Consider the following 21,675-nt stretch of genomic DNA (forward strand, 5'->3'; position numbering starts at 1 on the left):
CTGCAGGGGGGACCCTGTGGGAGAGTAGGACACCGCCGAACAAATATTGGGAAAACCCCCGCACTTTCGAGTGCGGGGGTTTTCTGCGTTCCGGGAGTTAATTAGGGTCCTGTTATGCGCTATGACCTCGTCATCTTCGACAACGACGGTGTGCTCGTCGACAGTGAGTCGATCTCCAACACGCTCCTGGCCGCCTATCTCACCGAGCTGGGGCATCCGACCTCGTACGAGGACTCCATCCGCGACTACATGGGCTCCGCCATGCACCGCGTACACGATCTGGTCGAGGAGCGGAGTGGACGGCGGTTGCCGGACGACTTCGACGAGGTCTTTCATGCTCGGGTGTTCGCCGCCTTCGAGCGGGAGTTGAAGCCGGTGGCCGGTGTCGTTGATGTGCTGGCGAAGCTGCGTGCCGACGGGGTGCCGTACTGCGTGGCCTCCTCCGGGAGTCATGAGCGGATTCGGGTCGGGCATCGGGCTGCCGGGCTTGAGCGGTGGTTCGAGGGTGGGCGGGTCTTCAGTGCGGAGGATGTGGGGCGGGGGAAGCCGGCGCCCGATCTGTTTCTCCACGCGGCCGACCGGATGGGGGTGCCGGCCGGACGGTGTGTGGTGGTGGAGGACAGTCCGCTGGGGGTGCGGGCCGCTGTCGCCGCCGGGATGGATGTGCTCGGGTTCACCGCCATGACCCCTGCTGAGCGGCTGGTTGGGGCCACTCGGCTCTTCGGTGACATGGGCGAGTTGGCTGGGCTGCTGGTGGGTCACGTCGAAGATGAGGAAAACTCATCTTCTGATTCATCTACCCACGGGTAAGCCTGGGCCTTACGCTCGCGGCCATGACAGATGTGCTGCGGCGCGGTAGAGCCTCGCTGGCGTTCAGTTTCTTCGCCCAGGGCGTCGCCTTCGCGCTGCTCGTGACGCGTATCCCCGCCATCCAGGACCGGTACGGGATATCCGACGCGCTGCTGCCCGCCTTCCTGGCCGCCGTGCCGGTGCTGGCCGGAGTCGGCAGTGTCTGCACCGAGCACTTGGTCAAGCGGGTGCCGCCCAGCCTCGTACTGCGGTGGTCGCAGCCCGTCGTACTGCTGGCGCTGCTCGGTGTCGGTGCCGGTGATCAGGTGGCCGAAGTCGCTGTGGCGCTGGGGGCGTTCGGGCTGGCGGTCGGTGCGCTCGACGCGTCGATGAACATGCTCGGGGTGAGTCTGCAGCGGGCGTACGGGCGCAGCATCATGCTCGGGTTCCACGCGGTGTACAGCCTCGGGGGGATTCTCGGGGCCTCGCTTGCCTGGGTCGGGGCGCACTGGCATCTCGATCTGTTCGTCTCCTATCTGCCGGTGGTGGTCGTGTTGTTGCCGGCCGCCTTTGTCGGGAGCCGGTGGTATGTCGATGCCGGTGAGGAGAAGGAGGACGTGGTCCCGGCGGGTGATGGGGCTGGTACTTCCGGGGGCATCGTCTTCAAGATGCTCTTGCCCTTGTGTCTCGTGATGACCTTCGCCTATATCGGGGACTCGACCGTCTCCAACTGGAGTGCGAAGTATCTGCAGGACGTGCTCGGGAGTTCCGAGCAGCTCGCTACCGTGCCGTACAACGTGTACATGGTGACGACCCTTGTCGGGCGGGCCATCGGGGACCTCGGGGTGCGGAGGTTCGGGGCCGTGGCCGTCGTACGGGCGGGGGCGTTGGTGGCTGCGCTCGGGTTCGGTGTCGTGGCTGTGGCGCCGGGAGCCTGGGTGGGGATGCTCGGGTTCACCTTGTTGGGGCTCGGGCTGTGTGTGATCGTGCCGCAGACCTTCGCCGCCGCCGGGCGGTTGTTCCCCGGGGCCTCGGATGCCGCAGTCGCCCGGCTCAACATCTTCAACTACGTCGGGTTCTTGATCGGTTCGCCTCTGGTGGGGGCTCTGGGTGATCTGTGGAGCTACCGCGGGGCGATGCTCGTACCGATGGTGTTGGTCCTGGTGACGTTGAGGTATGCGGGGTCGTTCGATCCTGGACCGGCCCGATACGGTGACGGGCATGAGCGGGCGCGCACAGCTGATGTGGGACGAGGCAGTAACGGGGTATGACTTCGGGCCGGACCATCCGATGGATCCGGTCCGGCTCGCCCTGACCCGGCGGCTTGTCGATGCCTTCGGGCTCGACCGGGATGTGGAGGTCGTCTCGGCGAAGCCGGCTGGGGAGTCGACGCTGCGGCTTGTGCATCGTGAGGACTACATCGAGGCGGTGAAGGTCGCTTCCGCTGATCCGGGGGCGGCTGATCCGGCGTACGGGCTCGGGACCGTTGATGATCCTGCGTTTGCCGGGATGCACGAGGTGTCCGCGTTGATTGCGGGGCAGTCGGTGGGGGCCGCGGAGGCGGTGTGGAGCGGGGAGGCTCTGCATGCCGTCAACTTCGCGGGTGGGCTGCATCATGCGATGCCGGGGGGTGCTTCCGGGTTCTGTATCTACAACGACGCCTCCTTGGCCATTGCGCGGCTGCTGGAGTTGGGGGCCGAGCGGGTCGCCTATGTGGATGTGGATGTGCATCACGGGGACGGGGTCCAGGCCGCGTTCTGGGAGGATCCTCGGGTTCTGACGATCTCGCTGCATGAGCATCCGCGTACGTTGTTTCCGCAGACCGGGTGGCCTGAGGAGACGGGGGCGGATGGGGCTGCGGAGGGTAGTGCCGTCAATGTGGCGTTGCCGGCGGGGACTGGGGATGCCGGGTGGTTGCGGGCGTTTCACGCTGTTGTGCCTGAGCTGATTGCGGATTTTCGGCCTCAGGTGCTGGTTACTCAGCATGGGGCCGATACGCATTTTGAGGATCCGCTGGCTCATCTTGCCGTTTCGTTGGATGCGCAGCGGGCTGTTCAGGTTGCTTGTCATGGGCTTGCGCATGAGTACTCGGGTGGGAAGTGGGTTGCGTTGGGTGGGGGCGGATACGCGGTGGTGGAGGTTGTGCCGCGGTCCTGGACTCATCTTGTGGCTATTGCGGCTGGGCGGGCTGTTGAGCCTGGGGCTGTGATTCCGGAGGGGTGGCGGCAGGAGGTTTTTGCTCGTACTCGGCAGTTGGCGCCGGCTCGGATGACTGATGGGCGGTGGCCGGTGGCCTACGCGGAGTGGGAGTCGGGGTATGACCCCGCCGATCGTCTTGACCAGGCGGTCATCGCGGCGCGGCGGGCGGTTTTTCCGTTGCGGGGGTTGTTGGCTTAGGTCGGGTTTTCTCGCCCCCGCCGCCCCTACCCGTTCCCATCCCCTGGGGGCTGCGCCCCCAGACCCCCCTTTCGGCCTGGACGGCCTCGTCCTCAAACGCCGGACGGGCTGAAATGCCCCGCCCGTCCTCAGGCGCCGGACGGGCTGAAATGGCCAGGCCTCCGCTGAGTTGGCGTCCCGGTCCTGTCCCGTTGCGCCAACTGTGGGGTGTTTTTGGGGTTTTCTGGGTGGGGGTGAGGGGTGTCCGGCAGCATCGGTCGTGTGTTGAGTGTTGGGGCCCTGCGGGCTCATTTGCTGGCTGCTCGGCTTGCTGGGCCCGTGGCCACCTCGCGGGAGGAGAGTCTGCGGAGTTATCGGCTCTTTGCCGCTCGGGATCCTCGGGTGCTGATCGGGCTCGATCCGGAGTGGACCTGGCGGCAGCGGGATCTGGTCGGGTTGATGGCCGACAAGTGTGGGGTCTCGGCCGATCCGCAGTGCACTTCGGGGTGTGATGTGATCGACCCGGAGCGGACGCTCGTAGCCCTTGATGCCTTCGCCGAGCGGGTCTCCGTGGTCGCTCGGAGTAAGGCGCCGGTGCTTCTGGGTACCGGTCATCCGCATCGACTGCTCGGTTTCTACGCCGCTCTCGCGGACGCCCTGTCGGCGGCGGGGTGTGCCGTTCTCACCCCCGCGCAGGGTAGCTCTGTCGACATAACGACCCGGTTCGGTCTACGCACGTACAACCTTGACTACGTACGAGGAGTCGCGCTCGTCCGTGAACCGGGCCTCCTGGCCGCCGGGCGTGAGCCGGGCGCACACACGCACTCCCCCCTCCCGGTTCGGACTGTTCTGGGTGCTGTTGCCGAGGCCGGCGGGGTGCTTCCGGAGCTGGTGATCGGGGACCACGGGTGGGTCTGCGGTGCAGGTCAGCTGGGGTTCGAGGCCATTGGGCTGGCCGATACGGACGACCCCGCGCTCTTCGTGGGAGAGGCGGAGGGATCCGTGTCCGTCGTCGTTCCACTTGATGACGCTGTGCGGTCTGATTACTACCGGCCGATTACCCGCTACGTACTCAATCGAGCGTGTCTGTCACAGTAGGCCGCCGATGGGTGCACCTCTTCCCCACTCGCATCACCCGCCCCTACATTGGGGAGTGAGCACGCAGCGACGAAGAGTCACCGGAAGGGGAAGCCGGTGGCCGGGTCGAGTGCGGAAGGTTCAGGTGTGTCATGGCTGCAGCTGGCGAGAGGCCTCTGAACGAGGTTCAGTTCCTTACCGTGGCGGAAGTCGCCTCGGTGATGCGAGTGTCGAAGATGACCGTGTACCGGTTGGTGCACAGCGGTCATCTGCCCGCGATTCGGGTGGGGCGGTCCTTCCGCGTCCCCGAGCAAGCGGTTCACGAGTACCTCCGCGAGAGCTATGTGGGGGTGGAGACAGCCTGACGGCGGTCGAGGGGGGCGTGGATGGGGACCCATGGGTCCCTCCCTGAACTCCTCGGTTGTCCTCGATTACGACCTCAGCGCTCGGACGGGTAGGCTGGCCCCTTGTAGGTCGTATGGGCCCATGGCGCCCAACGCCGAGTGATGAGAAGTGAGCGAGGGTAGTCGTGGGCTCTGTTATCAAGAAGCGGCGCAAGCGGATGGCTAAGAAGAAGCACCGCAAGCTGCTGAAGCGCACGCGTGTTCAGCGTCGCAACAAGAAGTAGAAGCAGTAGAAGCAACAAAGCAGTGTTTGCTGTGGCCCCCCACTGGTATCCGGTGGGGGGCCACAGTGACTTCATGCTTCGGGCGGTCATCACAGCGCAACAACAAACCGCTAGGTTGGGGTCCACACGGGAATCACGGCTGGAAGGAAGGCGCGGACTTGGGCAAGGTCGTGCTTGTGACCGGAGTGGCCCGTCAGCTGGGGGGCCGGTTCGTACGACGGATCCAGCGTGACCCGCAGGTCGACCGGGTCATCGCCGTGGACGCGGTTCCGCCCGAGCACCACCTGGGCGGCGCCGACTTCATCCAGGCCGACATCCGGCAGCCCACAATCGCGCGTGTGCTCGCCGAGACGAACGCCGACACCGTCGTGCACATGGACGTGACGGGCATCGCGCTGGGCAGTGGCAGCCGGGCGACGGTCAAGGAGACCAACGTCATCGGCACCATGCAGCTGCTGGGCGCCTGCCAGAAGTCGCCGACCGTCAAGCGGCTGGTCGTGAAGTCCAGTACGAATGTGTATGGATCCGCTCCTCGTGACCCGGCCGTCTTCACCGAGACCACCCCGCCCAAGTCGCTGCCCAGCGGTGGCTTCGCCAAGGACGCGGTGGAGGTCGAGGGGTATGTGCGCGGGTTCGCGCGGCGGCGGCCCGATGTCGCCGTTTGCGTGCTGCGCTTCGCCAATATCCTGGGGCCCACCGCGGACTCGCCGCTCGCCCAGTACTTCGCGCTGCCGGTCCTGCCGACCGTGTTCGGCTACGACCCCCGGCTCCAGTTCGTGCACGAGGACGACGTGATCGAGGTCCTGCGCATCGCCTCGCACGACCCGGCGCGCGGAACGCTCAACAGCGGCACGTTCAACATCGCCGGTGACGGGGTGCTGTTGCTGTCGCAGTGTTCGCGGCGGCTCGGGCGACCCACCGTGCCGTTGCTGCTGCCCGCCGTCACCTGGGCGGGCTCGCTGGTGCGTACGCTGGGCATGACGGACTTCTCGCCCGAGCAGATCCGGCTGCTCACGCACGGCAGGGTCGTGGCGACGAACCAGATGCGCGAGACGCTGGGCTACCGGCCGAAGTTCACGACCGCCGAGACGTTCACGGACTTCGCGCGTGTCCGCGGTCCCGGTCTGCTGCCGCCGGAGGCTCTCGCGGGTGCCGTCGACCGGATCGCGGCACTGCCCTTCGTACCCTTCCCGGGCGGTGGCGGTACCCCGGTCACGACAGCCGTGACACCCACGACAGCGACCTGACGGAGACGGCCTGAGGGTCAACCGACGCAGAGCGCCAACCGAGGAGCGCATCAACGATGGCGGATGCCAAGGTCATTCCGTTCGACGACGACAGGTCCCGCGCGGGCACCTCCCCGCGGCCGTCGCGCCGCCGGGGCTCGGGGAGCAGCCGGCGCAAGGGCGAATCCGCGGTGGTACGTGAGGTCCAGCCCCTGCCGGGACTGGCGCGCCCGCAGGATGATGTTCGTGTGACACGAGAGCAACAGCCGTCCCAGCAGCCCCAGGAACAGCCCGGGCAGCAGCCGTCCCCGTCGACCTCCCCGCACGGCGGTGTCGTCGGCGGTCTGGAGCGGCGGGTCGCGGGCGGTCTGTCCTTCCTGCGGCGCCGGCTCACCGGGGACTACGAGGTCGACGACTTCGGCTACGACGCCGAACTCACCGACCAGGTCCTGATGTCGCTGGTGCGCCCGCTGTACGAGAAGTACTTCCGGGTCGAGGTCAAGGGCATCGAGAACATCCCGACCGACGGCGGCGCCCTGATCGTCGCCAACCACTCGGGGACGCTGCCGCTGGACGGCGTGATGATGCAGGTCGCCGTGCACGACAACCATCCGGCGGGCCGCCACCTCCGCCTCCTCGCGGCGGATCTGGTCTTCATGCTGCCGGTGGTCAACGAGCTGGCCCGCAAGGCCGGTCACACCCTGGCCTGCGCCGAGGACGCCGAACGGCTCCTGGAGCGCGGCGAACTCGTGGGCGTGATGCCGGAGGGCTTCAAGGGCATCGGCAAGCCGTTCAGCGAGCGGTACAAGCTGCAGCGCTTCGGGCGGGGCGGCTTCGTGTCGACGGCACTGCGGCAGGGCGCGCCGATCATCCCGTGCTCGATCGTCGGGGCGGAGGAGATCTACCCGATGATCGGCAACGCCAAGACGCTGGCCCGGGTGCTCGGTTTCCCGTACTTCCCGATCACCCCGACGTTCCCGTGGCTGGGCCCGCTCGGCGCGCTACCGCTCCCCACGAAGTGGACGATCCAGTTCGGCGAGCCGATCCGCACGGACGGCTATCCGCCGGAGGCGGCCGAGGACCCGATGCTGATGTTCAACCTGACGGACCAGGTCAGGGAACAGATCCAGCACACGCTGTACAAGCTGCTCGTGCAGCGGCGGTCGGTCTTCTTCTGACGGTTCCTGTACGTGGTTGGGGGCGCCCTTCCTGCGAAGGGCGCCCCCAACTGTCGTACCGCCTACCGCTCTAGCTCGCGTCCTCGCTGTCGATGCCGAGGCCGGGCAGCAGGCCCGGGAGGAGCGGGGGAAGGGTGACGTCCGGTTCCGTGGTGGACGGGGTCGTCGTCGACGGGGATGCCGTGCCGCTGTTGTCCTCGGGCGGGTCGAGGAGGCCGCCGGTGTTGCCGCCGAGCAGGCCGTCGTCGACGGTGTCGGAGGTGGACGGCTTGGGGTTGCCGCTGCTGGACTCGCGCCCCTCGGTGGAGTCGCCGCCGGTGTCGCTGGGTGCGGCCGACCGGTCGGCGCCGGACGAACTCGTGCCCGACTCCTGGCCGGTACCCTGCCGTTGGCCTCCGCCCGTACCGCCGCCGCCCGGACCGCTCTTGGCGGGGGGCTTCGGGAGCAGGGACTGGAGGGGGGCGACCTCTTGGTCTATGGCGTCGAAGACCGACGAGACCTCCTGGCTCACGTCCCCGAGCTGGACCGGGAGGCGGTCGCGCAGGGCGCCCCAGGCTTCGCGGTGGGAGCGGGAGAAGGCGTCGAGTGCCTGGATGGGGCCCAGGGAGTCGGGGTCGCGCTGATACGCCTCGTGCAGCAGGCGGTGGCCCTCCGAGGCGTCGTGCTGCATCCCGGACAGGGCGCGGCGGATCTCGCCGAGCGACTCGTGGTCGAGCTGTCCGGCGCGGTCGCGCTCCATGAGCCTGCGGGCCTCGCTGAGCCTGGTCGAGGCCTGGTCGAGGTAGACCTGGCCTCGCTCGCTGTCGCCGTCGGCCAGGTAGTTGAGCTTGATGTCCTCGATGCCGCGCTTCAGGCCGTACAGGGAGTCACCTGGCAGGGCGTCGGAACTGGCAGCGGCGACGCCGCCGAAGGCGCCCGCCGCCACGCCCACGCTGAGCCCGCCCGCGGCGAGACCCTTCGTCAGCCGTGAACGGGGTCGCAACTTCCCCAGCCCGCTCGCCCGGTGCGCGCCCCTGGACCGGGAGCGCTGCTCGGGGACCAAAGGGTCCGCCGCCTCGCCTCCCGGCACTGTGCCGTCCCGCAGCATGGCCTCCATCGCGGCCACCAACTGGGCCCGGTGGACGACCTTGACCGCGGGGTCGAGCACGGGCTTCGGCAGCTCGCCGAGACCGGTCGCGAGGGCTGCCAGGCGGTTCGGTTCGGTGCGTTCCGCCCGGTGGTCCGCCCGTTCCGCGGCAGCCGGGGACGGCTCCGGGGCAGGGTCCGGTGCCGGTCCGTCGGGCTGCTCTGCCGCCGAGTCCCGGTCGGACAGCTCCTCCAGGGCCTGGGCGAAGGCGTTCGCCCGCCGGTGCGCCGAAACGTTCGCGATCACTGGCGGCACCTCCTCTCGTCATGACGGTCGACTCCCCAGGGGGTCCTGAGGGTTGCACGCCCCTGACCACATCCACACGATCGAGTGATCGGAGACGGCCAGGGAGTGACCACAGGGAGCCTGTATCCCGCACAACGAGTGGCGCGGCACTTGGGTTACGGACGACGGATGATCCGACCGCGAACTCAACGGACTTTCACGGAAGGTGAGTTGGCGGTCGCTGAGGGTGCGGTCGGTGGGCGTGCGGAAGCCCGGTGGAGCGTGGGGTGGGGTGTGCGGGATGCGCGGAGTGCCGGGTCGGTTCTTCCCGGCTCGGGGGTGGGGCGGCGTACGCGAGGTGCTTCGTACGGTCTTCAGCGCGCGTCTTCCGGGAGGAGCCGGGCGAGGGTGCGGACGGCACGGTACTGGAGGGTCTTGATCGCGCCCTCGTTCTTGCCCATGACGCGGGCGGTCTCGGCGACGGACAGCCCCTGGAGGAAGCGCAGCGTCACGCACTCCTGCTGCTGGGGGTTGAGGCGTCGTACGGCGTCGAGGAGGGCGGCGTTCGAGAGGGACTCCAGGACGGAGTCCTCCGGTGAGCGCTCGACCTCGTTGGCGTCCAGCATCTCGCCGGTCGTGACCTCCAGCCGGAAGCGGCTGGACTTGAAGTGGTCGGCGACGAGGTTGCGGGCGATGGTGACGAGCCAGGCGCCGAAGTCGCGGCCCTGCCAGGTGAACGTGCCGATGCGGCGCAGGGCTCGCAGGAACGTCTCGCTCGTCAGGTCCTCGGCGGTGGCCTTTCCGCCCACCCGGTAGTAGATGTACCGGTACACAGTGTCGCTGTACTGGTCGTAGAGGCGGCCGAAGGCGTCGGCCTCGCCGGCCTGGGCGCGTTCGACAAGGTCCATCATGCGGGCGCTGTCGCTGTCGGCGGCCGGGCGGCGAGCGGTGGCGGCGCCGGTGCCGGCCGCGCGGCCTCGTCTGCCGACCGCGGCGGTGCCGTCGGCCAGGGCGTAGCACGGGCCGAGTGGTGCGGCGGTGGCGAATGCGGGTGCGGCGTACGCGGTGGGGACGAAGCCGCGCAACAGGTCTAGGACCGTTGCGCGCAGCGTAGCCAGGCCCGAGGCGTCAACCCCGACGTGTGGGTACACGGGACTCCCAGAGGCAGAGCTTCCATCACGTGCAGTGCGGGACCGTTCACCCGTCGTAGCGACGGAGGGGTACCGGTTTGCGTCTGAGGAGAATAACGCTTCGTGCAGGCACTGCTACACCCGGTTGCTCAAATCATCGATTACGTCGCTTCTGTTACCTATTGACGCCCGTTCAAGTGCCGCAGTGTGAGCGGTTGTTGATCGGATTCGGCCGAGTTGAGCTGTGCTCGGGGCGTGTTGTGGGTGTGTTCGGGGGTGGTGGGGGTACGTGGGTGCGACGACCCGAATACGTGTTTTCGCCCCCGCCGCCCCTACCCGTTCCCGTCCCTGGGGGCTGCGCCCCCAGACCCCCCTGTGTCCTCAAACGCCGGACGGGCTGGATAGTCAGCCCGTCCGGCGTTTGAGGACAAGGCCCGTTCAGGGCCGACAGCGGGGGTTCGGGGGCGCAGCCCCTGAGGATGGGTACGGGTAGGGGCGGCGGGGGCGAGGAACTTGCGGCTTGTCAGCGGCGGCGGCGATGCAATGCGATTGCCGCCGCCGTGCCTCCCGCTACTGCTCCTACTCCCGCCGCCGCCGGGATTCCCACCTTTGCCGCCTTGCGGCCCGTGCGGTAGTCCCGTAGGCGCCAGTCCAGTTGGCGGGCGTGTTTGCGGAGTTTGGCGTCCGGGTTGATCGCGTAGGGGTGGCCCACCAGGGACAGCATCGGGATGTCGTTGTGGGAGTCGCTGTATGCCGCGCAGCGGGGGAGGATCAGGCCCTCGGCGGAGGCGAGGGCTCGGACCGCTTCCGCCTTTGCCGGGCCGTGCAGCGGTTCTCCCACCAACTTGCCCGTGTATACGCCGTCCACCGACTCCGCCACCGTGCCCAACGCGCCCGTCAGGCCCAGGCGGCGGGCGATCACTGTGGCGATTTCCACCGGAGCTGCCGTTACCAGCCAGACCTTCTGGCCCGCGTCCAGGTGGGCCTGCGCCAAAGCTCGGGTGCCCGGCCAGATGCGTTCGGCCATGTACTCGTCGTAGATCTCCTCGCCGATCGACATCAGTTCGGCCACGCGGTGGCCTTTGACGATCGACAACGCCGAGTCGCGCGCGTCCTGCATGTGCTCCGGGTCCTCTACGCCCGCCAGCCTGAACCACGCCTGCTGCCAGGCGAATCGGTAGAGGTCGCGGGTCTCGAAGAACTTCCGCTTGTACAGGCCTCGGCCGAAGTGGAAGATCGCGGCGCCTTGCATGACCGTGTTGTCCAGGTCGAAGAAGGCGGCGGCCCTGTCGTCGCCGAGGACCGGGAACGCCGGCTCCTCCTCGGTGCCCGGCGGGGCCGGGGCAGGGGTGAGTTCCTCCAGCTCCTGGGAGGATTTGCGCGCTGCCTCCGCCGAGGCCTCGCCTGCCAACACGCTCCGCGCGGTGGCGGAGCGCCTACGGGGAGTGAGCCATCCGAGAGCGGCCATGGCGTGAGCATAGCCAGTTTGTTCGGTGCTTCCGGAGTCGAGAGGTTTGGAGGTTGTGAACTCTCCGCGACCGCGCAGTTAAACAAGCGGGACAATGGGTTCATGAGTCCCCTCTTTCGGCGCAGTGGGTCCGCCGCCTCCCCTGCTTCCCCTGAGTCCCAGCAGCAGCCTCGGCTCGTCACTCTCATCCGGAAGCCCGGTTGTCATTTGTGTGATGACGCACAGGGAGTTGTCGAGAAGGTGTGTGCCGATCTTGGTGTGTCCTGGGAGCAGAAGGACATCACCCAGGACGAGGAACTCCACCGTCAGTACTGGGAACAGATCCCCGTGGTGCTCATCGACGGGGCCCAGCACACGTTCTGGCGCGTCAACGAAGAACGTCTTCGCAAAGCCCTCACATAGATTCCCGGTCGATTACCGAGTGGTCGAGTTCTGACCAAGTACTGACTGAGCAGTCCAGGTGGTCCGGAAAGTCGCTTAGGATCGAGCACGGTTCAGATCTCGGGGGCGGGATTCATGAGGAGTGTGTGCGGTTTTGCCCCCGAACGGTGCCTGTGACGGTGTGGGACGACGGTGCTTGTGTGCCGGTTCCATACGCGTGCGCCGGGGGTGCGTGACCCCGGTCACGTTGGCCGGGCAAATCGGACACCATCTTTGTGCACGCGTTCACAAAGACATAGCCTGCATTCGACGGGGCGGTCTAGGTACGTGTGACCGCCTGCAGCCCCGCGCTACCCGCAGGAGTACCGTGGCAACTGGCCGAACTCACCGACCGGCGACCCGCAGCCGAGGGATTCCCGAGGCCACCGTCGCCAGGCTTCCGCTGTACCTCCGTGCCCTGACCGGACTGTCGGAGCGCTCGGTACCCACGGTCTCCTCCGAGGAACTGGCCGCCGCCGCGGGCGTGAACTCCGCGAAGTTGCGCAAGGACTTCTCCTACCTGGGCTCCTATGGGACGCGTGGTGTGGGGTACGACGTCGAGTATCTCGTCTATCAGATCTCGCGTGAGCTGGGGCTGACCCAGGACTGGCCGGTCGTGATCGTCGGTATCGGTAATCTCGGCGCCGCCCTCGCGAACTACGGCGGCTTCGCCTCCCGTGGATTCCGGGTGGCCGCGCTGATCGACGCCGATCCCGCCATGGCGGGAAAGCCCGTCGCGGGTATGCCGGTGCAGCACTCGGATGATCTGGAAAGGATCATCGCGGACAACGGCGTGTCCATTGGCGTAATCGCCACCCCCGCCGGTGCCGCTCAGCCCGTGTGCGATCGGCTCGTCGCCGCCGGGGTCACGTCCATTCTGAACTTCGCGCCCACCGTGCTGACCGTTCCGGACGGTGTCGACGTACGCAAGGTCGATCTCTCCATCGAGCTGCAGATCCTGGCTTTCCATGAGCAGCGCAAGGCCGGCGAGGAGGCCGACGCCCTCGCCGCCGCCGCTGCCGCTGATTCCGGTCCGGCGGTCGTCGTGGCCAAGGGCCAGGTCGGTAGCGGTAGTGACGGCGACAGTGACGGCAGTGGTCGTGGCAAAGGGACTGACGGGGACGTTCCCGCCGTGATGCCGGCATGAGTCTTCTCGTCGTCGGGCTGAGTCACCGCAGCGCTCCGGTCAGTGTTCTGGAGCGGGCCGCGCTGTCCCAGGACGCGCAGATCAAGTTGCTTCAGGACACCGTCGCCGCCGAGCCGGCCGCCGAGGCCGCGGTGCTCGCCACCTGCAACCGCATCGAGCTGTACGCGGACGTGGACAAGTTCCACGCGGGTGTCGCCGAGCTGTCCACGCTGCTTGCCCAGCACAGCGGGGTGGGACTTGATGAACTCACTCCGTACTTGTACGTGCACTACGAGGACCGGGCCGTCCACCATCTGTTCTCCGTCGCCTGTGGGCTCGACTCCATGGTCGTCGGCGAGGGGCAGGTCATCGGGCAGATCAAGGACTCGCTCGCCCTCGCGCAGGAACTGCACTCCGCCGGGCGGCTGCTGAACGACCTGTTCCAGCAGAGTCTGCGGGTCGGCAAGCGCGCCCACTCCGAGACCGGGATCGACCGGGCCGGACAGTCCCTGGTCACCTTCGGGCTCCAGCAGCTGGCCGGGGGGAGGGGCGCTGGGACTCCGGTTTCGGTGGAGTCCTGGGCCGCGGGCAAGAAGGCCCTGGTCATCGGGGCCGGGTCGATGTCCTCGCTGGCCGCCGCCACGCTCGCGCGGCTCGGTGTCGCCGAGATCGTCGTCGCCAACCGCACTTCGGAACGTGCCGAGCGGCTCGCGGAGATCATCAACGACAACAGCGGTGAGTACGAGGGCGGCGCCGCGTCCGTGTTCGCCCGCGCGGTTCCGATGGAGTCGGTGCCGTTCGAGCTGACACGTGCCGATATAGCCGTTTCCTGTACCGGCGCGACGGGGCTCGTCCTCGGCGCCGAGACCATCGCGGCGGCCGTCGAGGGCCGGGTGCCGGCGGTTGACGAGGCCGGACTGTCCCCTCGTACGACCATGACGAGTGACGTACGGACGGCGCTGCCGCCCACCAGCATCGGTACCGACGACGGGTGTCCGCTCGATCTGTCCGCCGCGCAGGCCGGGCAGGCTGTCCAGGAGTCGGCCGGGTTCTCGGTGATGGGCGAGGCCGCCGTCGCCGGGATGGACGCGGCGACGCTGGAGCAGCACGCGGCCTGGGTGGACAACGGGACCGTCGACCGGCGGGACGCCGCTCGTCGTACGCCCGACGAGGACCGTGAGCTGATCGCCGCGCTCGCCCGCACCGCGGCCGCCCTCGGGCGGATTCCCGAGCGCCGGCGGCCCGAGACCGTCGCCGGGGTGCCGCTGCCCGCCCCCGTGCTCTCCCTGCTCGACCTCGCCATGCCCCGCGACATCGACGCCGCCGTGCACCGGCTGGCCGGGGTGCGGCTGGTGGACATCGAGTCGCTGGCCGAGGCCTCCGCCGACGCTCCGATGGCGGCCGATGTCGACCAGGTCCGGCGGATCGTCGCCGACGAGGTCGCGGCCTTCGGCGCCGCCCAGCGGGCCGCGCACATCACGCCCACCGTCGTCGCGCTGCGCGCCATGGCCGCCGATGTCGTCGCCGGTGAGATCGCCCGGCTCGACGGCCGGCTGCCCGGGCTCGACGAGAAGCACCGGGCCGAGATCACCCAGACCGTGAAGCGTGTGGTCGACAAACTGCTCCACGCGCCGACCGTACGGGTCAAGCAGCTCGCGGCCGAGCCCGGCGGTGCCGGGTACGCGGACGCGCTGCGGACCCTGTTCGACCTCGACCAGGAGACGGTCGCCTCCGTGTCCCGGGCGGAACGGACCGACCAAGATGCTGAGAAGAACGCCGAGAACCGAGGGCGAGCATGAGTGATCCAGTACAAGGGGCGCTGAGACTGGGGACCAGGCGAAGTCAACTCGCCCTGGCCCAGTCCGGGCAGGTCGCGGACGCCGTGCACCGGCTGACCGGGCGGCCCGTCGAGCTGGTCGAGATCACGACGTACGGCGATGTGTCCCGCGAGGACCTCGCCCAGATCGGCGGCACGGGCGTCTTCGTGACCGCTCTGCGGGACGCGCTGCTGCGGGGTGAGGTCGACTTCGCGGTGCACTCGCTGAAGGACCTGCCGACCGCGCAGCCCGACGACCTGGTGCTGGCCGCCGTACCGGAGCGCGAGGATCCGCGTGACGTACTGGTGGCGCGCGACGACCTCAAGTTCACCGACCTGCCGCGCGGCGCGCGGATCGGGACGGGCTCGACCCGGCGCACGGCCCAGCTGAACGCGTACGCGCGTGCCCATGGGCTGAGCGTCGAGGTCGTACCGGTCCGGGGGAACGTCGACACCCGGATCGGGTTCGTGAGAAGTGGTGAGCTGGATGCAGTCGTCCTGGCCGCGGCCGGGCTCAACCGCATCGGGCGCGCCGACGAAGTGACCGACTTCCTGTCGGTCGACATGGTTCTGCCTGCCCCTGGCCAAGGGGCCCTGGCGATCGAGTGCAGAGCGGGGAACACCTCCCACGACTCCGACCTGATCGCGGCACTCGGCGAACTCGACGACCCGTACACTCGGGCCGCCGTGACCGCCGAACGGTCACTGCTCGCCGCCCTGGAGGCCGGTTGCAGCGCCCCTGTGGGCGCGCTGGCCGACCTGCTGGCCGACGGGCAGATTGTCAAGGAGATGCGCCTGCGCGGCGTCGTCGGCACGACCGACGGCTCGACGCTGGTGCAGCTGTCCACCACCGGTCCCGTGCCCGAGACGTACGACCAAGCAATGGCGCTCGGCCGTGAACTCGCAGCCGAGATGCTTGCCAAGGGCGCGGCCGGTCTGATGGGGGAGCGAGCACAGTGAGCCCCACCACCCTTCCCGCCGGTCCGGACCATGGGCACGTCACCTTTCTTGGTGCCGGACCCGGGGATCCGGGACTGCTGACCCTGCGCGCCGTCGAGGCGCTGGCGAACGCGGACGTACTGGTCGCCGAGCACGAGGTGCTCGACGTCGTACGCGCGCACACCAGACAAGGCGTCGCCGTACTCAACACCGAATTGGACACGCCTATTGGCAGCACGTATCCAGGCACAGGCACGCCTCAACTAGCGGTAGTTGACGGCGCGTCGACGACCGCTGGTGTACCCGCTGTGCGGGATGCCGCACATCTTGTCATGGAGGCCGCGCGGGGCGGCAGGCGGGTCGTGCGTGCGGTGTCCGGGGATCCCGGGCTCGACGCGTACGCCGCCGAGGAGATGCTCGCGTGTGCCCGCGCGGGGGTTCCGTTCGAGGTGGTTCCCGGGGTCGCGGCCGCGGTGGGGGTACCTGCTTACGCGGGTGTTCCGCTGCGGGACGCGCAGGGCGCGGACGTCCGGTTCGTGGACGCCCGGACCGCTTCCGACCGGTGCTGGACCGAGGTCGGGGCGTCGGACGGGACGGTTGTCGTCTCGACCACATTGGATTCGGTTGCTTCGGCGGCTGGTGAGCTGGTCGCTGCCGGGCGTAAGCCCGATACGCCGTTGACTGTGACGATCGCCGGTACGACGACTCGGCAGCGGACCTGGTCCGCGACGCTCGGGACCATTGCCCAGACGTTCAAGCAGGGCAAGGTGCTGCCGTCCCCGGACGGGGGCCGGCCGGTGATAGCCGTGGTCGGCGAGCGGTCCGCCGCTGCTCAGCGTGAGCAGTTGTCGTGGTTCGAGAACAAGCCGCTGTTCGGGTGGCGGGTTCTGGTGCCGCGTACGAAGGAGCAGTCGGCGACGCTCTCCGACCAGTTGCGGTCGTACGGCGCTGTGCCGCACGAGGTGCCGACGATCGCTGTCGAGCCGCCTCGGACGCCTCAGCAGATGGAGCGGGCCGTCAAGGGGCTCGTTACCGGGCGGTACGAGTGGATCGCTTTCACTTCGGTGAACGCGGTCAAGGCTGTTCGGGAGAAGTTCGAGGAGTACGGGCTTGATGCTCGTGCTTTTGCCGGGATCAAGGTTGCTGCTGTTGGTGAGCAGACCGCCAAGGCGTTGGTCGCCTTTGGGGTGAAGCCTGATCTGGTGCCCAGTGGGGAGCAGTCTGCGGCTGGGTTGCTGGATGACTGGCCTCCCTATGACCCGGTTTTCGATCCGATCGACCGTGTTTTTCTGCCTCGGGCCGATATCGCCACCGAGACGTTGGTGGCGGGGCTGATCGAGCTGGGGTGGGAGGTTGATGACGTCACCGCGTATCGGACGGTGCGGGCTTCGCCGCCGCCGCAGGAGACTCGGGAGGCGATCAAGGGGGGTGGCTTCGATGCCGTTCTCTTTACCTCGTCCTCGACTGTGCGGAATCTGGTCGGTATTGCGGGCAAGCCTCATAACGTGACGGTGATCGCGTGTATTGGGCCTGCTACGGCCAAGACCGCGGAGGAGCATGGGCTGCGGGTCGATGTCATGGCTCCGGAGCCGTCTGTGCACAAGTTGGCTGAGGCGTTGGCGGACTTCGGGTTGCGGCGGCGGGCTGCTGCGGTTGATGCGGGGGATCCTGTTACTCGGCCCAGTGAGCGGCGGCCGGGGGCGCGTCGGCGGCGTACTACGCAGTGAGTTGAGCTAGGTGGGCTGGGGCGGTGGGGGTGGTGGTTTTTTCGCCCCCGCCGCCCCTACCCGTTCCCATCCTTCTGGGGGCTGCGCCCCCAGACCCCCGCTGTCGGCCTGAACGGCCTTGTCCTCAAACGCCGGACGGGCTAAAAGATCAAGCCCCGGCCGGGGTGCGAGGACAATCGCGCTCAGCGCACCCTTTTCGCCGCCGCACTTCAGCACGGGCCGGGGCATTCCAGCCCGTCCGGCGTTTGAGGACGAGCGCGTTCAGCGCGACCCACCCGCCCGACGACCGCCACCACCCTCCAGCCCGTCCGGCGATTGAGGACGAGGCCGTCCAGGCCGACAGCGGGTGTCTGGGGGCGCAGCCCCCAGGGATGGGAACGGGTAGGGGCGGCGGGGGCGGATCAGGCTTGTGGTGGGGCCGACGTCGCGTCGGCAAAGGGGGGTGTGGGGCGGGCGTAGCGTGGAGGGTATGTCGAAGTACGGATCCTTTCCCGGTACGCGGCCCCGGCGGCTGCGTACCTCGCCCGTCATGCGCCGCATGGTCGCCGAGACCCGACTGCACCCCGCCGACTTCATCCTCCCCGCCTTCGTGCGGGAGGGTGTCAGTGAGCCGGTGCCGATCTCCGCGATGCCCGGTGTCGTCCAGCACACCCGGGACAGCCTGAAGAAGGCCGCCGTGGAGGCCGTCGAGGCCGGGGTTTCCGGGATCATGCTCTTCGGGGTGCCCGAGGAGGGGAAGAAGGACGCTCTCGGGACTCCCGGTACCGATCCGGACGGGATTCTCCAGGTCGCCATCCGCGATGTGCGCGCCGAGGTCGGTGACGAGCTGCTCGTCATGTCCGACCTCTGTCTCGACGAGACCACCGATCACGGGCACTGCGGGGTGCTCGATGCCGAGGGGCGTGTCGACAACGACGCCACCCTTGAGCGGTACGCCGAGATGGCCCAGGTGCAGGCCGATGCCGGGGCTCATGTCGTCGGGCCCAGCGGGATGATGGACGGGCAGATCGGGGTTGTCCGTGATGCCCTTGACCAGATCGGGCGTGAGGACGTCGCCATCCTCGCCTACACCGCCAAGTACTCCTCCGCCTTCTACGGGCCCTTCCGGGAAGCCGTCGGTTCCTCGCTGAAGGGGGACCGGAAGACGTACCAGCAGGACCCGGCCAATGTCCGGGAGTCGCTGCGGGAGCTGGCGCTCGACCTGGAGGAGGGCGCCGACATCGTCATGGTGAAGCCCGCCGGGCCCTACCTCGACATCCTCGCCCGGGTCGCCGACGCCGTGGACGTGCCCGTCGCCGCCTATCAGATCTCCGGCGAGTACTCGATGATCGAGGCCGCCGCCGAGAAGGGCTGGGTCGACCGGGAGCGGGCCATCCTGGAGACCCTGACCGGCATCAAGCGGGCCGGCGCGCAGAACATCCTCACCTATTGGGCCATCGAGGCTGCTCGTATGTTGTGAGTCGTCGGGGGTTCGGGGGCGGTTTCGTGCCGCGCCGACGTCGTCGACGGGCCCTCGTCCCGTACGCCCTGGCCGTCCTCGCACGCCGTGAGGGTGGTGAGCGCGACGAGCGCGATCGCCGTGGCGGCGAACAGGCGCGTACGGGAGGTGCGTACGGACATGGGGGTGCCCTTTCCGGGGAGGGGAGGGGGGACGGGTGGTGGTCGGTGCTGTGCCGTGCCGTGCTGTGCCGTCCGGTCGGCAACAGCTTGTGCCGTGATCCGTCCCAGCGCCATGTTTCGCGGGGAATCCGGGACGCCTCTCGGTCCATCGGCGCGCTGACCTGCGCGGACGTCGTCCCGTTCAGGGTCGGTCCGGGACGGTCCGCGTTCGGTTTTCGATTCTCGAACATCAACTCCGGTCGGCGGCTAGGTTGTTGTTCGTTGAAGTTACTGCTCTCCAGAAGAGGCCTCATGAGCGGCGATGCTCTCAGTCAGGACCCCGCCGAGCTGAGAAGGAGGATCGACACCACGAAGGCCCATCCGGCCCGGGTGTACGACGTCTTCCTCGGCGGCAAGGACAACTACCCGGCCGACCGCAACGCGGCGGCCGCGGCGCTCGCCGCCAATCCGCGCGGCTACCTGGACGTGCGGCACAACCGCGACTTCATGCGCCGCGCGGTGACCACGCTGGCGGCGGACGACGGCATCCGGCAGTTCCTCGACATCGGTACCGGCCTGCCCACGCAGGACAACGTCCACCAGATCGCGCAGCGCATCTCCCCGGACTCCCGGGTCGTGTACGTCGACAACGACCCGATCGTCCTCGCGCACGCGCGTGCCCTGCTCACCAGCGGGCCCGAGGGGCGTACGGACTACATCGACGCCGACTTCAACGACCCGGCCCAGATCCTCGAACAGGCCCGCAAGACGCTCGACTTCGATCAGCCGATCGCGCTCGTGCTCGCGGCGATCCTGCACTTCGTGGCGGAGCCGGAGGCGTACGACATCGTGCGCGAGCTGGTCGGCGCGTTGCCGTCGGGGAGCCGGCTCGTGCTCAGTCATCTCACGGAGGATCTGAACCCGGAGAACATCCGCGCGGTGCAGCGGACGTACACCGAGCGGGGGTTCACTTTTGTGCTGCGGTCGCAGGCGGAGGTGGAGCGGTTCTTCGAGGAGAACGGGCTTGTCCTTGACGAGCCCGGTGTCGTGCCCGCTCACCGGTGGCGTCCCGACGGGAACGCGCCGGTGCCGGAGGAGGTCGAGGCTTCGTACTTCGATTCGCTCGACGACATCGAGAAGGTTCGCTATCGCGACATCAATGATGTTACGGACGCGGACATCAATGTGTACGGGGCTAGTGGGCGTAAGGCCTGATTTGGTTCGGATGCGTGGTTCGTCGGGCGCGGGCCGGTGGGGGCTTGTCGCGCAGTTCCCCGCGCCCCTATCGGGGCGCTGCCAGTTCCGTTAGTCCCACCAGAAGGACCAGGTCCCGGCGTTCAGGAGTTCGTGTTCGGCGTATGTGCTCAGGGTGTTGTGGGGGCCCTGGGTGATGTTGTCCGGGCAGAACGCGAAGTGTTCGGCGGCCACCGCCTCCGCCTCGGTGAGGGTGGTCGGCGGGGCCGCCACGGACAGCGTCAGCTGGTTGAAGGTGAGTGCGAGGACCCGTATGCCGAAGCGGTCCTCCCAGGAGCGCAGTACCGCGCAGAGGCGGGCCGTGTCGCCCTCGTAGTTCGCGGGGCCGGACCAGCCGATCGCGGCGGGGACGTCGGCGGAGCGGCGGGCGGGGACGAGGGCGAGACGCGGTTCCTTGAAGGAGGAGCCGGGGGCCAGGAGTGAGTCGGCGAGCTGCGCGGCCAGTTCGTCCGCGTCGGCCTGCCCGGCTTCGGTGGCGGGGGCCAGGCCGGGCCAGTCCTCGTCCTCCGCCGCGTACTCCTCCCAGAACTCGGCGAGGACCTCTTCGGCGTCGTGGTCCCCGGGGTACGAGGTGTCGGCGGGCATCAACTCCCAGTCCTGCGGCCCGCCTTGGCCGCCGCCCACCTCTATGACCACCGGGACGAGCCCGGCGGCCCGGTACGCGTCGTGGTGTGCGGCCCAGTCGCCGGGGGCGGAGGGCGCGTCGGCGTGCCAGAGGAGAGGCTCGTGCCAGGGGCCCTCGTCCGTCGTGTCGATCAGCCTTCCGGCGGGGAGCGCGAGGCCGAGCGTGCCGCCGGTCGGGTCGGTCGTGAGGTGGGGCAGCGGATTGGGAAGTGTCGCCATGCCGGTGACTTTAGGGCCTGCCACTGACAACGGCCCTGGAGCGGTTGGGGGCAACGGTTCGAGATCGGTCCGGTGTCGGCGCGGCCTCGACCTTGCGTAGGACTGGCAATGGAACGGCCATGGTTCGGCAGCCGGTTGGTGTCGGTGCTGTGCGCAGTCGGTGATCTTGCGTTGATCTGTCCTGAAATCGATGTTCGTCGACTGCCGTCGAGGCGGTCTGTGCACGTGTCATGCCCCGTGAACTGCAACGACTAACCGGATTGACGAGTTCCCGCCAGGCTCCGTAGCTTCTGCCCCTGGCCTAATCCGCTCGGTAGGCCCACAACGTTCCCTGGGGGGATCCCATGAACTACTTCCTCGATGTGCTCAAGAAGTACGCGGTGTTCAGCGGCCGTGCGCGCCGCAAGGAGTACTGGATGTTCGTGCTGTTCGCGTCGATCGTCTACATCGCGCTGCTCGCCATCGGCTTCGCGATCCACGCGGTGTGGATCGGCTTCGTCTTCTACGTCGCCATCCTGCTGCCCGCCCTGGGCGTCGCCGTTCGCCGGCTGCACGACACGGGCCGCACGGGCTGGTGGCTCCTCTTCGGGTTCGTCCCGCTCGTCGGCTCGATCACGCTGCTGGTCTTCGCCTGCCTCGAGGGTGACCAGGGTGACAACAAGTACGGCCCCAACCCGAAGGCCGTCCCCGCCTTCGCCTGATCACTCGCACCGAGGGCACCGTCCCCG

At 68.4% G+C, this 21,675-nt stretch carries 21 protein-coding genes; 16 read left to right on the top strand and 5 right to left on the bottom strand.

Translation table 11 applies throughout. The features are described from left to right. Positions 1–114 precede the first annotated feature (114 nt). The 8 genes from ACFYXF_RS23475 to ACFYXF_RS23510 all read left to right on the top strand — a co-directional run bounded on the left by ACFYXF_RS23475 (position 115) and on the right by ACFYXF_RS23510 (position 7,274). Positions 115–810: an HAD family hydrolase gene (locus ACFYXF_RS23475; protein WP_389352004.1), complete on the top strand. Its 696-nt coding sequence runs from the start codon at positions 115–117 to the stop codon at positions 808–810. A 23-nt stretch (positions 811–833) separates the two neighbouring features. Then, entirely contained in the window at positions 834–2,060 is a 1,227-nt protein-coding gene (locus ACFYXF_RS23480; protein ID WP_389352006.1) for an MFS transporter, read from the top strand. Beyond that, the gene (locus ACFYXF_RS23485; RefSeq protein ID WP_389352008.1) at positions 2,011–3,186 is read left to right on the top strand and encodes an acetoin utilization protein AcuC; all 1,176 of its coding nucleotides are present in this window, start codon (positions 2,011–2,013) and stop codon (positions 3,184–3,186) included. Before ACFYXF_RS23480 ends, ACFYXF_RS23485 begins: the two co-directional genes overlap by 50 nt. 261 nt (positions 3,187–3,447) lie before the next feature. Then, on the top strand, positions 3,448–4,263 hold the full coding sequence (locus ACFYXF_RS23490; RefSeq protein ID WP_389352642.1) for a phosphatase: 816 nt from the start codon (positions 3,448–3,450) through the stop codon (positions 4,261–4,263). Between the two features lie 131 nt (positions 4,264–4,394). Continuing rightward, positions 4,395–4,607 carry a helix-turn-helix domain-containing protein gene (locus ACFYXF_RS23495; protein WP_004984898.1) on the top strand — a complete coding sequence of 71 codons (213 nt, stop codon included), beginning with the start codon at positions 4,395–4,397 and terminating at the stop codon, positions 4,605–4,607. A 164-nt stretch (positions 4,608–4,771) separates the two neighbouring features. Beyond that, positions 4,772–4,870: a 30S ribosomal protein bS22 gene (locus ACFYXF_RS23500; RefSeq protein WP_003948845.1), complete on the top strand. Its 99-nt coding sequence runs from the start codon at positions 4,772–4,774 to the stop codon at positions 4,868–4,870. 158 nt (positions 4,871–5,028) lie between these two features. Then, the gene (locus ACFYXF_RS23505) at positions 5,029–6,117 is read left to right on the top strand and encodes an NAD-dependent epimerase/dehydratase family protein (protein WP_389352010.1); all 1,089 of its coding nucleotides are present in this window, start codon (positions 5,029–5,031) and stop codon (positions 6,115–6,117) included. Positions 6,118–6,173: 56 nt separating this feature from the next. Next, a complete protein-coding gene (locus ACFYXF_RS23510; protein WP_389352012.1) occupies positions 6,174–7,274 on the top strand; it encodes a lysophospholipid acyltransferase family protein in 1,101 nt (366 codons plus the stop codon). Between the two features lie 70 nt (positions 7,275–7,344). Here the strand turns inward: ACFYXF_RS23510 and ACFYXF_RS23515 are convergent, their stop codons facing one another. The 3 genes from ACFYXF_RS23515 to ACFYXF_RS23525 all read right to left on the bottom strand — a co-directional run bounded on the left by ACFYXF_RS23515 (position 7,345) and on the right by ACFYXF_RS23525 (position 11,223). Next, complete coding sequence (locus ACFYXF_RS23515) at positions 7,345–8,646, bottom strand: DUF5667 domain-containing protein (RefSeq protein ID WP_389352014.1); 1,302 nt, start codon at positions 8,644–8,646, stop codon at positions 7,345–7,347. Between the two features lie 353 nt (positions 8,647–8,999). After that, entirely contained in the window at positions 9,000–9,776 is a 777-nt protein-coding gene (locus tag ACFYXF_RS23520; RefSeq protein WP_389352016.1) for an ECF subfamily RNA polymerase sigma factor, BldN family, read from the bottom strand. A 502-nt stretch (positions 9,777–10,278) separates the two neighbouring features. After that, the gene (locus tag ACFYXF_RS23525; protein WP_389352018.1) at positions 10,279–11,223 is read right to left on the bottom strand and encodes an HAD family hydrolase; all 945 of its coding nucleotides are present in this window, start codon (positions 11,221–11,223) and stop codon (positions 10,279–10,281) included. 102 nt (positions 11,224–11,325) lie between these two features. Here ACFYXF_RS23525 and ACFYXF_RS23530 point away from each other — a divergent pair, with 102 nt between their 5' ends. The 6 genes from ACFYXF_RS23530 (at position 11,326) to hemB (ending at position 18,710) form a co-directional block, all read left to right on the top strand. Further along, positions 11,326–11,625 carry a glutaredoxin family protein gene (locus ACFYXF_RS23530; RefSeq protein ID WP_389352020.1) on the top strand — a complete coding sequence of 100 codons (300 nt, stop codon included), beginning with the start codon at positions 11,326–11,328 and terminating at the stop codon, positions 11,623–11,625. 346 nt (positions 11,626–11,971) lie between these two features. Next, a complete protein-coding gene (locus tag ACFYXF_RS23535) occupies positions 11,972–12,790 on the top strand; it encodes a redox-sensing transcriptional repressor Rex (RefSeq protein WP_389352022.1) in 819 nt (272 codons plus the stop codon). Next, positions 12,787–14,568, top strand: coding sequence for a glutamyl-tRNA reductase (locus ACFYXF_RS23540; RefSeq protein WP_389352024.1), 1,782 nt, complete (start codon positions 12,787–12,789; stop codon positions 14,566–14,568). Before ACFYXF_RS23535 ends, ACFYXF_RS23540 begins: the two co-directional genes overlap by 4 nt. After that, positions 14,565–15,545 (top strand): hydroxymethylbilane synthase, encoded by a 981-nt coding sequence (gene hemC, locus ACFYXF_RS23545; protein ID WP_389352026.1) that lies wholly within the window; start codon positions 14,565–14,567, stop codon positions 15,543–15,545. Before ACFYXF_RS23540 ends, hemC begins: the two co-directional genes overlap by 4 nt. Further along, positions 15,542–17,251: a uroporphyrinogen-III synthase gene (locus tag ACFYXF_RS23550; RefSeq protein WP_369037123.1), complete on the top strand. Its 1,710-nt coding sequence runs from the start codon at positions 15,542–15,544 to the stop codon at positions 17,249–17,251. The genes hemC and ACFYXF_RS23550 overlap by 4 nt, the downstream gene beginning before the upstream one ends. 469 nt (positions 17,252–17,720) lie before the next feature. Then, entirely contained in the window at positions 17,721–18,710 is a 990-nt protein-coding gene (hemB, locus tag ACFYXF_RS23555) for a porphobilinogen synthase (protein WP_389352028.1), read from the top strand. Here hemB and ACFYXF_RS23560 read toward each other — a convergent pair. Beyond that, positions 18,677–18,871 (bottom strand): hypothetical protein, encoded by a 195-nt coding sequence (locus ACFYXF_RS23560; protein ID WP_389352030.1) that lies wholly within the window; start codon positions 18,869–18,871, stop codon positions 18,677–18,679. The two genes, hemB and ACFYXF_RS23560, sit on opposite strands and share 34 nt — an antisense overlap. 291 nt (positions 18,872–19,162) lie before the next feature. Between ACFYXF_RS23560 and ACFYXF_RS23565 the strand changes: the two genes are divergently transcribed. Beyond that, positions 19,163–20,065 carry an SAM-dependent methyltransferase gene (locus ACFYXF_RS23565; protein WP_389352032.1) on the top strand — a complete coding sequence of 301 codons (903 nt, stop codon included), beginning with the start codon at positions 19,163–19,165 and terminating at the stop codon, positions 20,063–20,065. A 90-nt stretch (positions 20,066–20,155) separates the two neighbouring features. On the opposite strand, the gene ACFYXF_RS23570 is transcribed toward ACFYXF_RS23565, so the two are convergent. After that, positions 20,156–20,947 (bottom strand): DUF4253 domain-containing protein, encoded by a 792-nt coding sequence (locus ACFYXF_RS23570; protein WP_389352034.1) that lies wholly within the window; start codon positions 20,945–20,947, stop codon positions 20,156–20,158. 344 nt (positions 20,948–21,291) lie between these two features. On the opposite strand from ACFYXF_RS23570, the gene ACFYXF_RS23575 reads away from it, so the two are divergent. Then, positions 21,292–21,648, top strand: a complete 357-nt coding sequence (locus ACFYXF_RS23575; protein WP_389352036.1) for a DUF805 domain-containing protein — start codon at positions 21,292–21,294, stop codon at positions 21,646–21,648. Positions 21,649–21,675: the final 27 nt, after the last annotated feature.

Source organism: Streptomyces sp. NPDC002680 (assembly GCF_042889145.1).
In the GTDB taxonomy this organism is placed as follows: domain Bacteria; phylum Actinomycetota; class Actinomycetes; order Streptomycetales; family Streptomycetaceae; genus Streptomyces; species Streptomyces adonidis.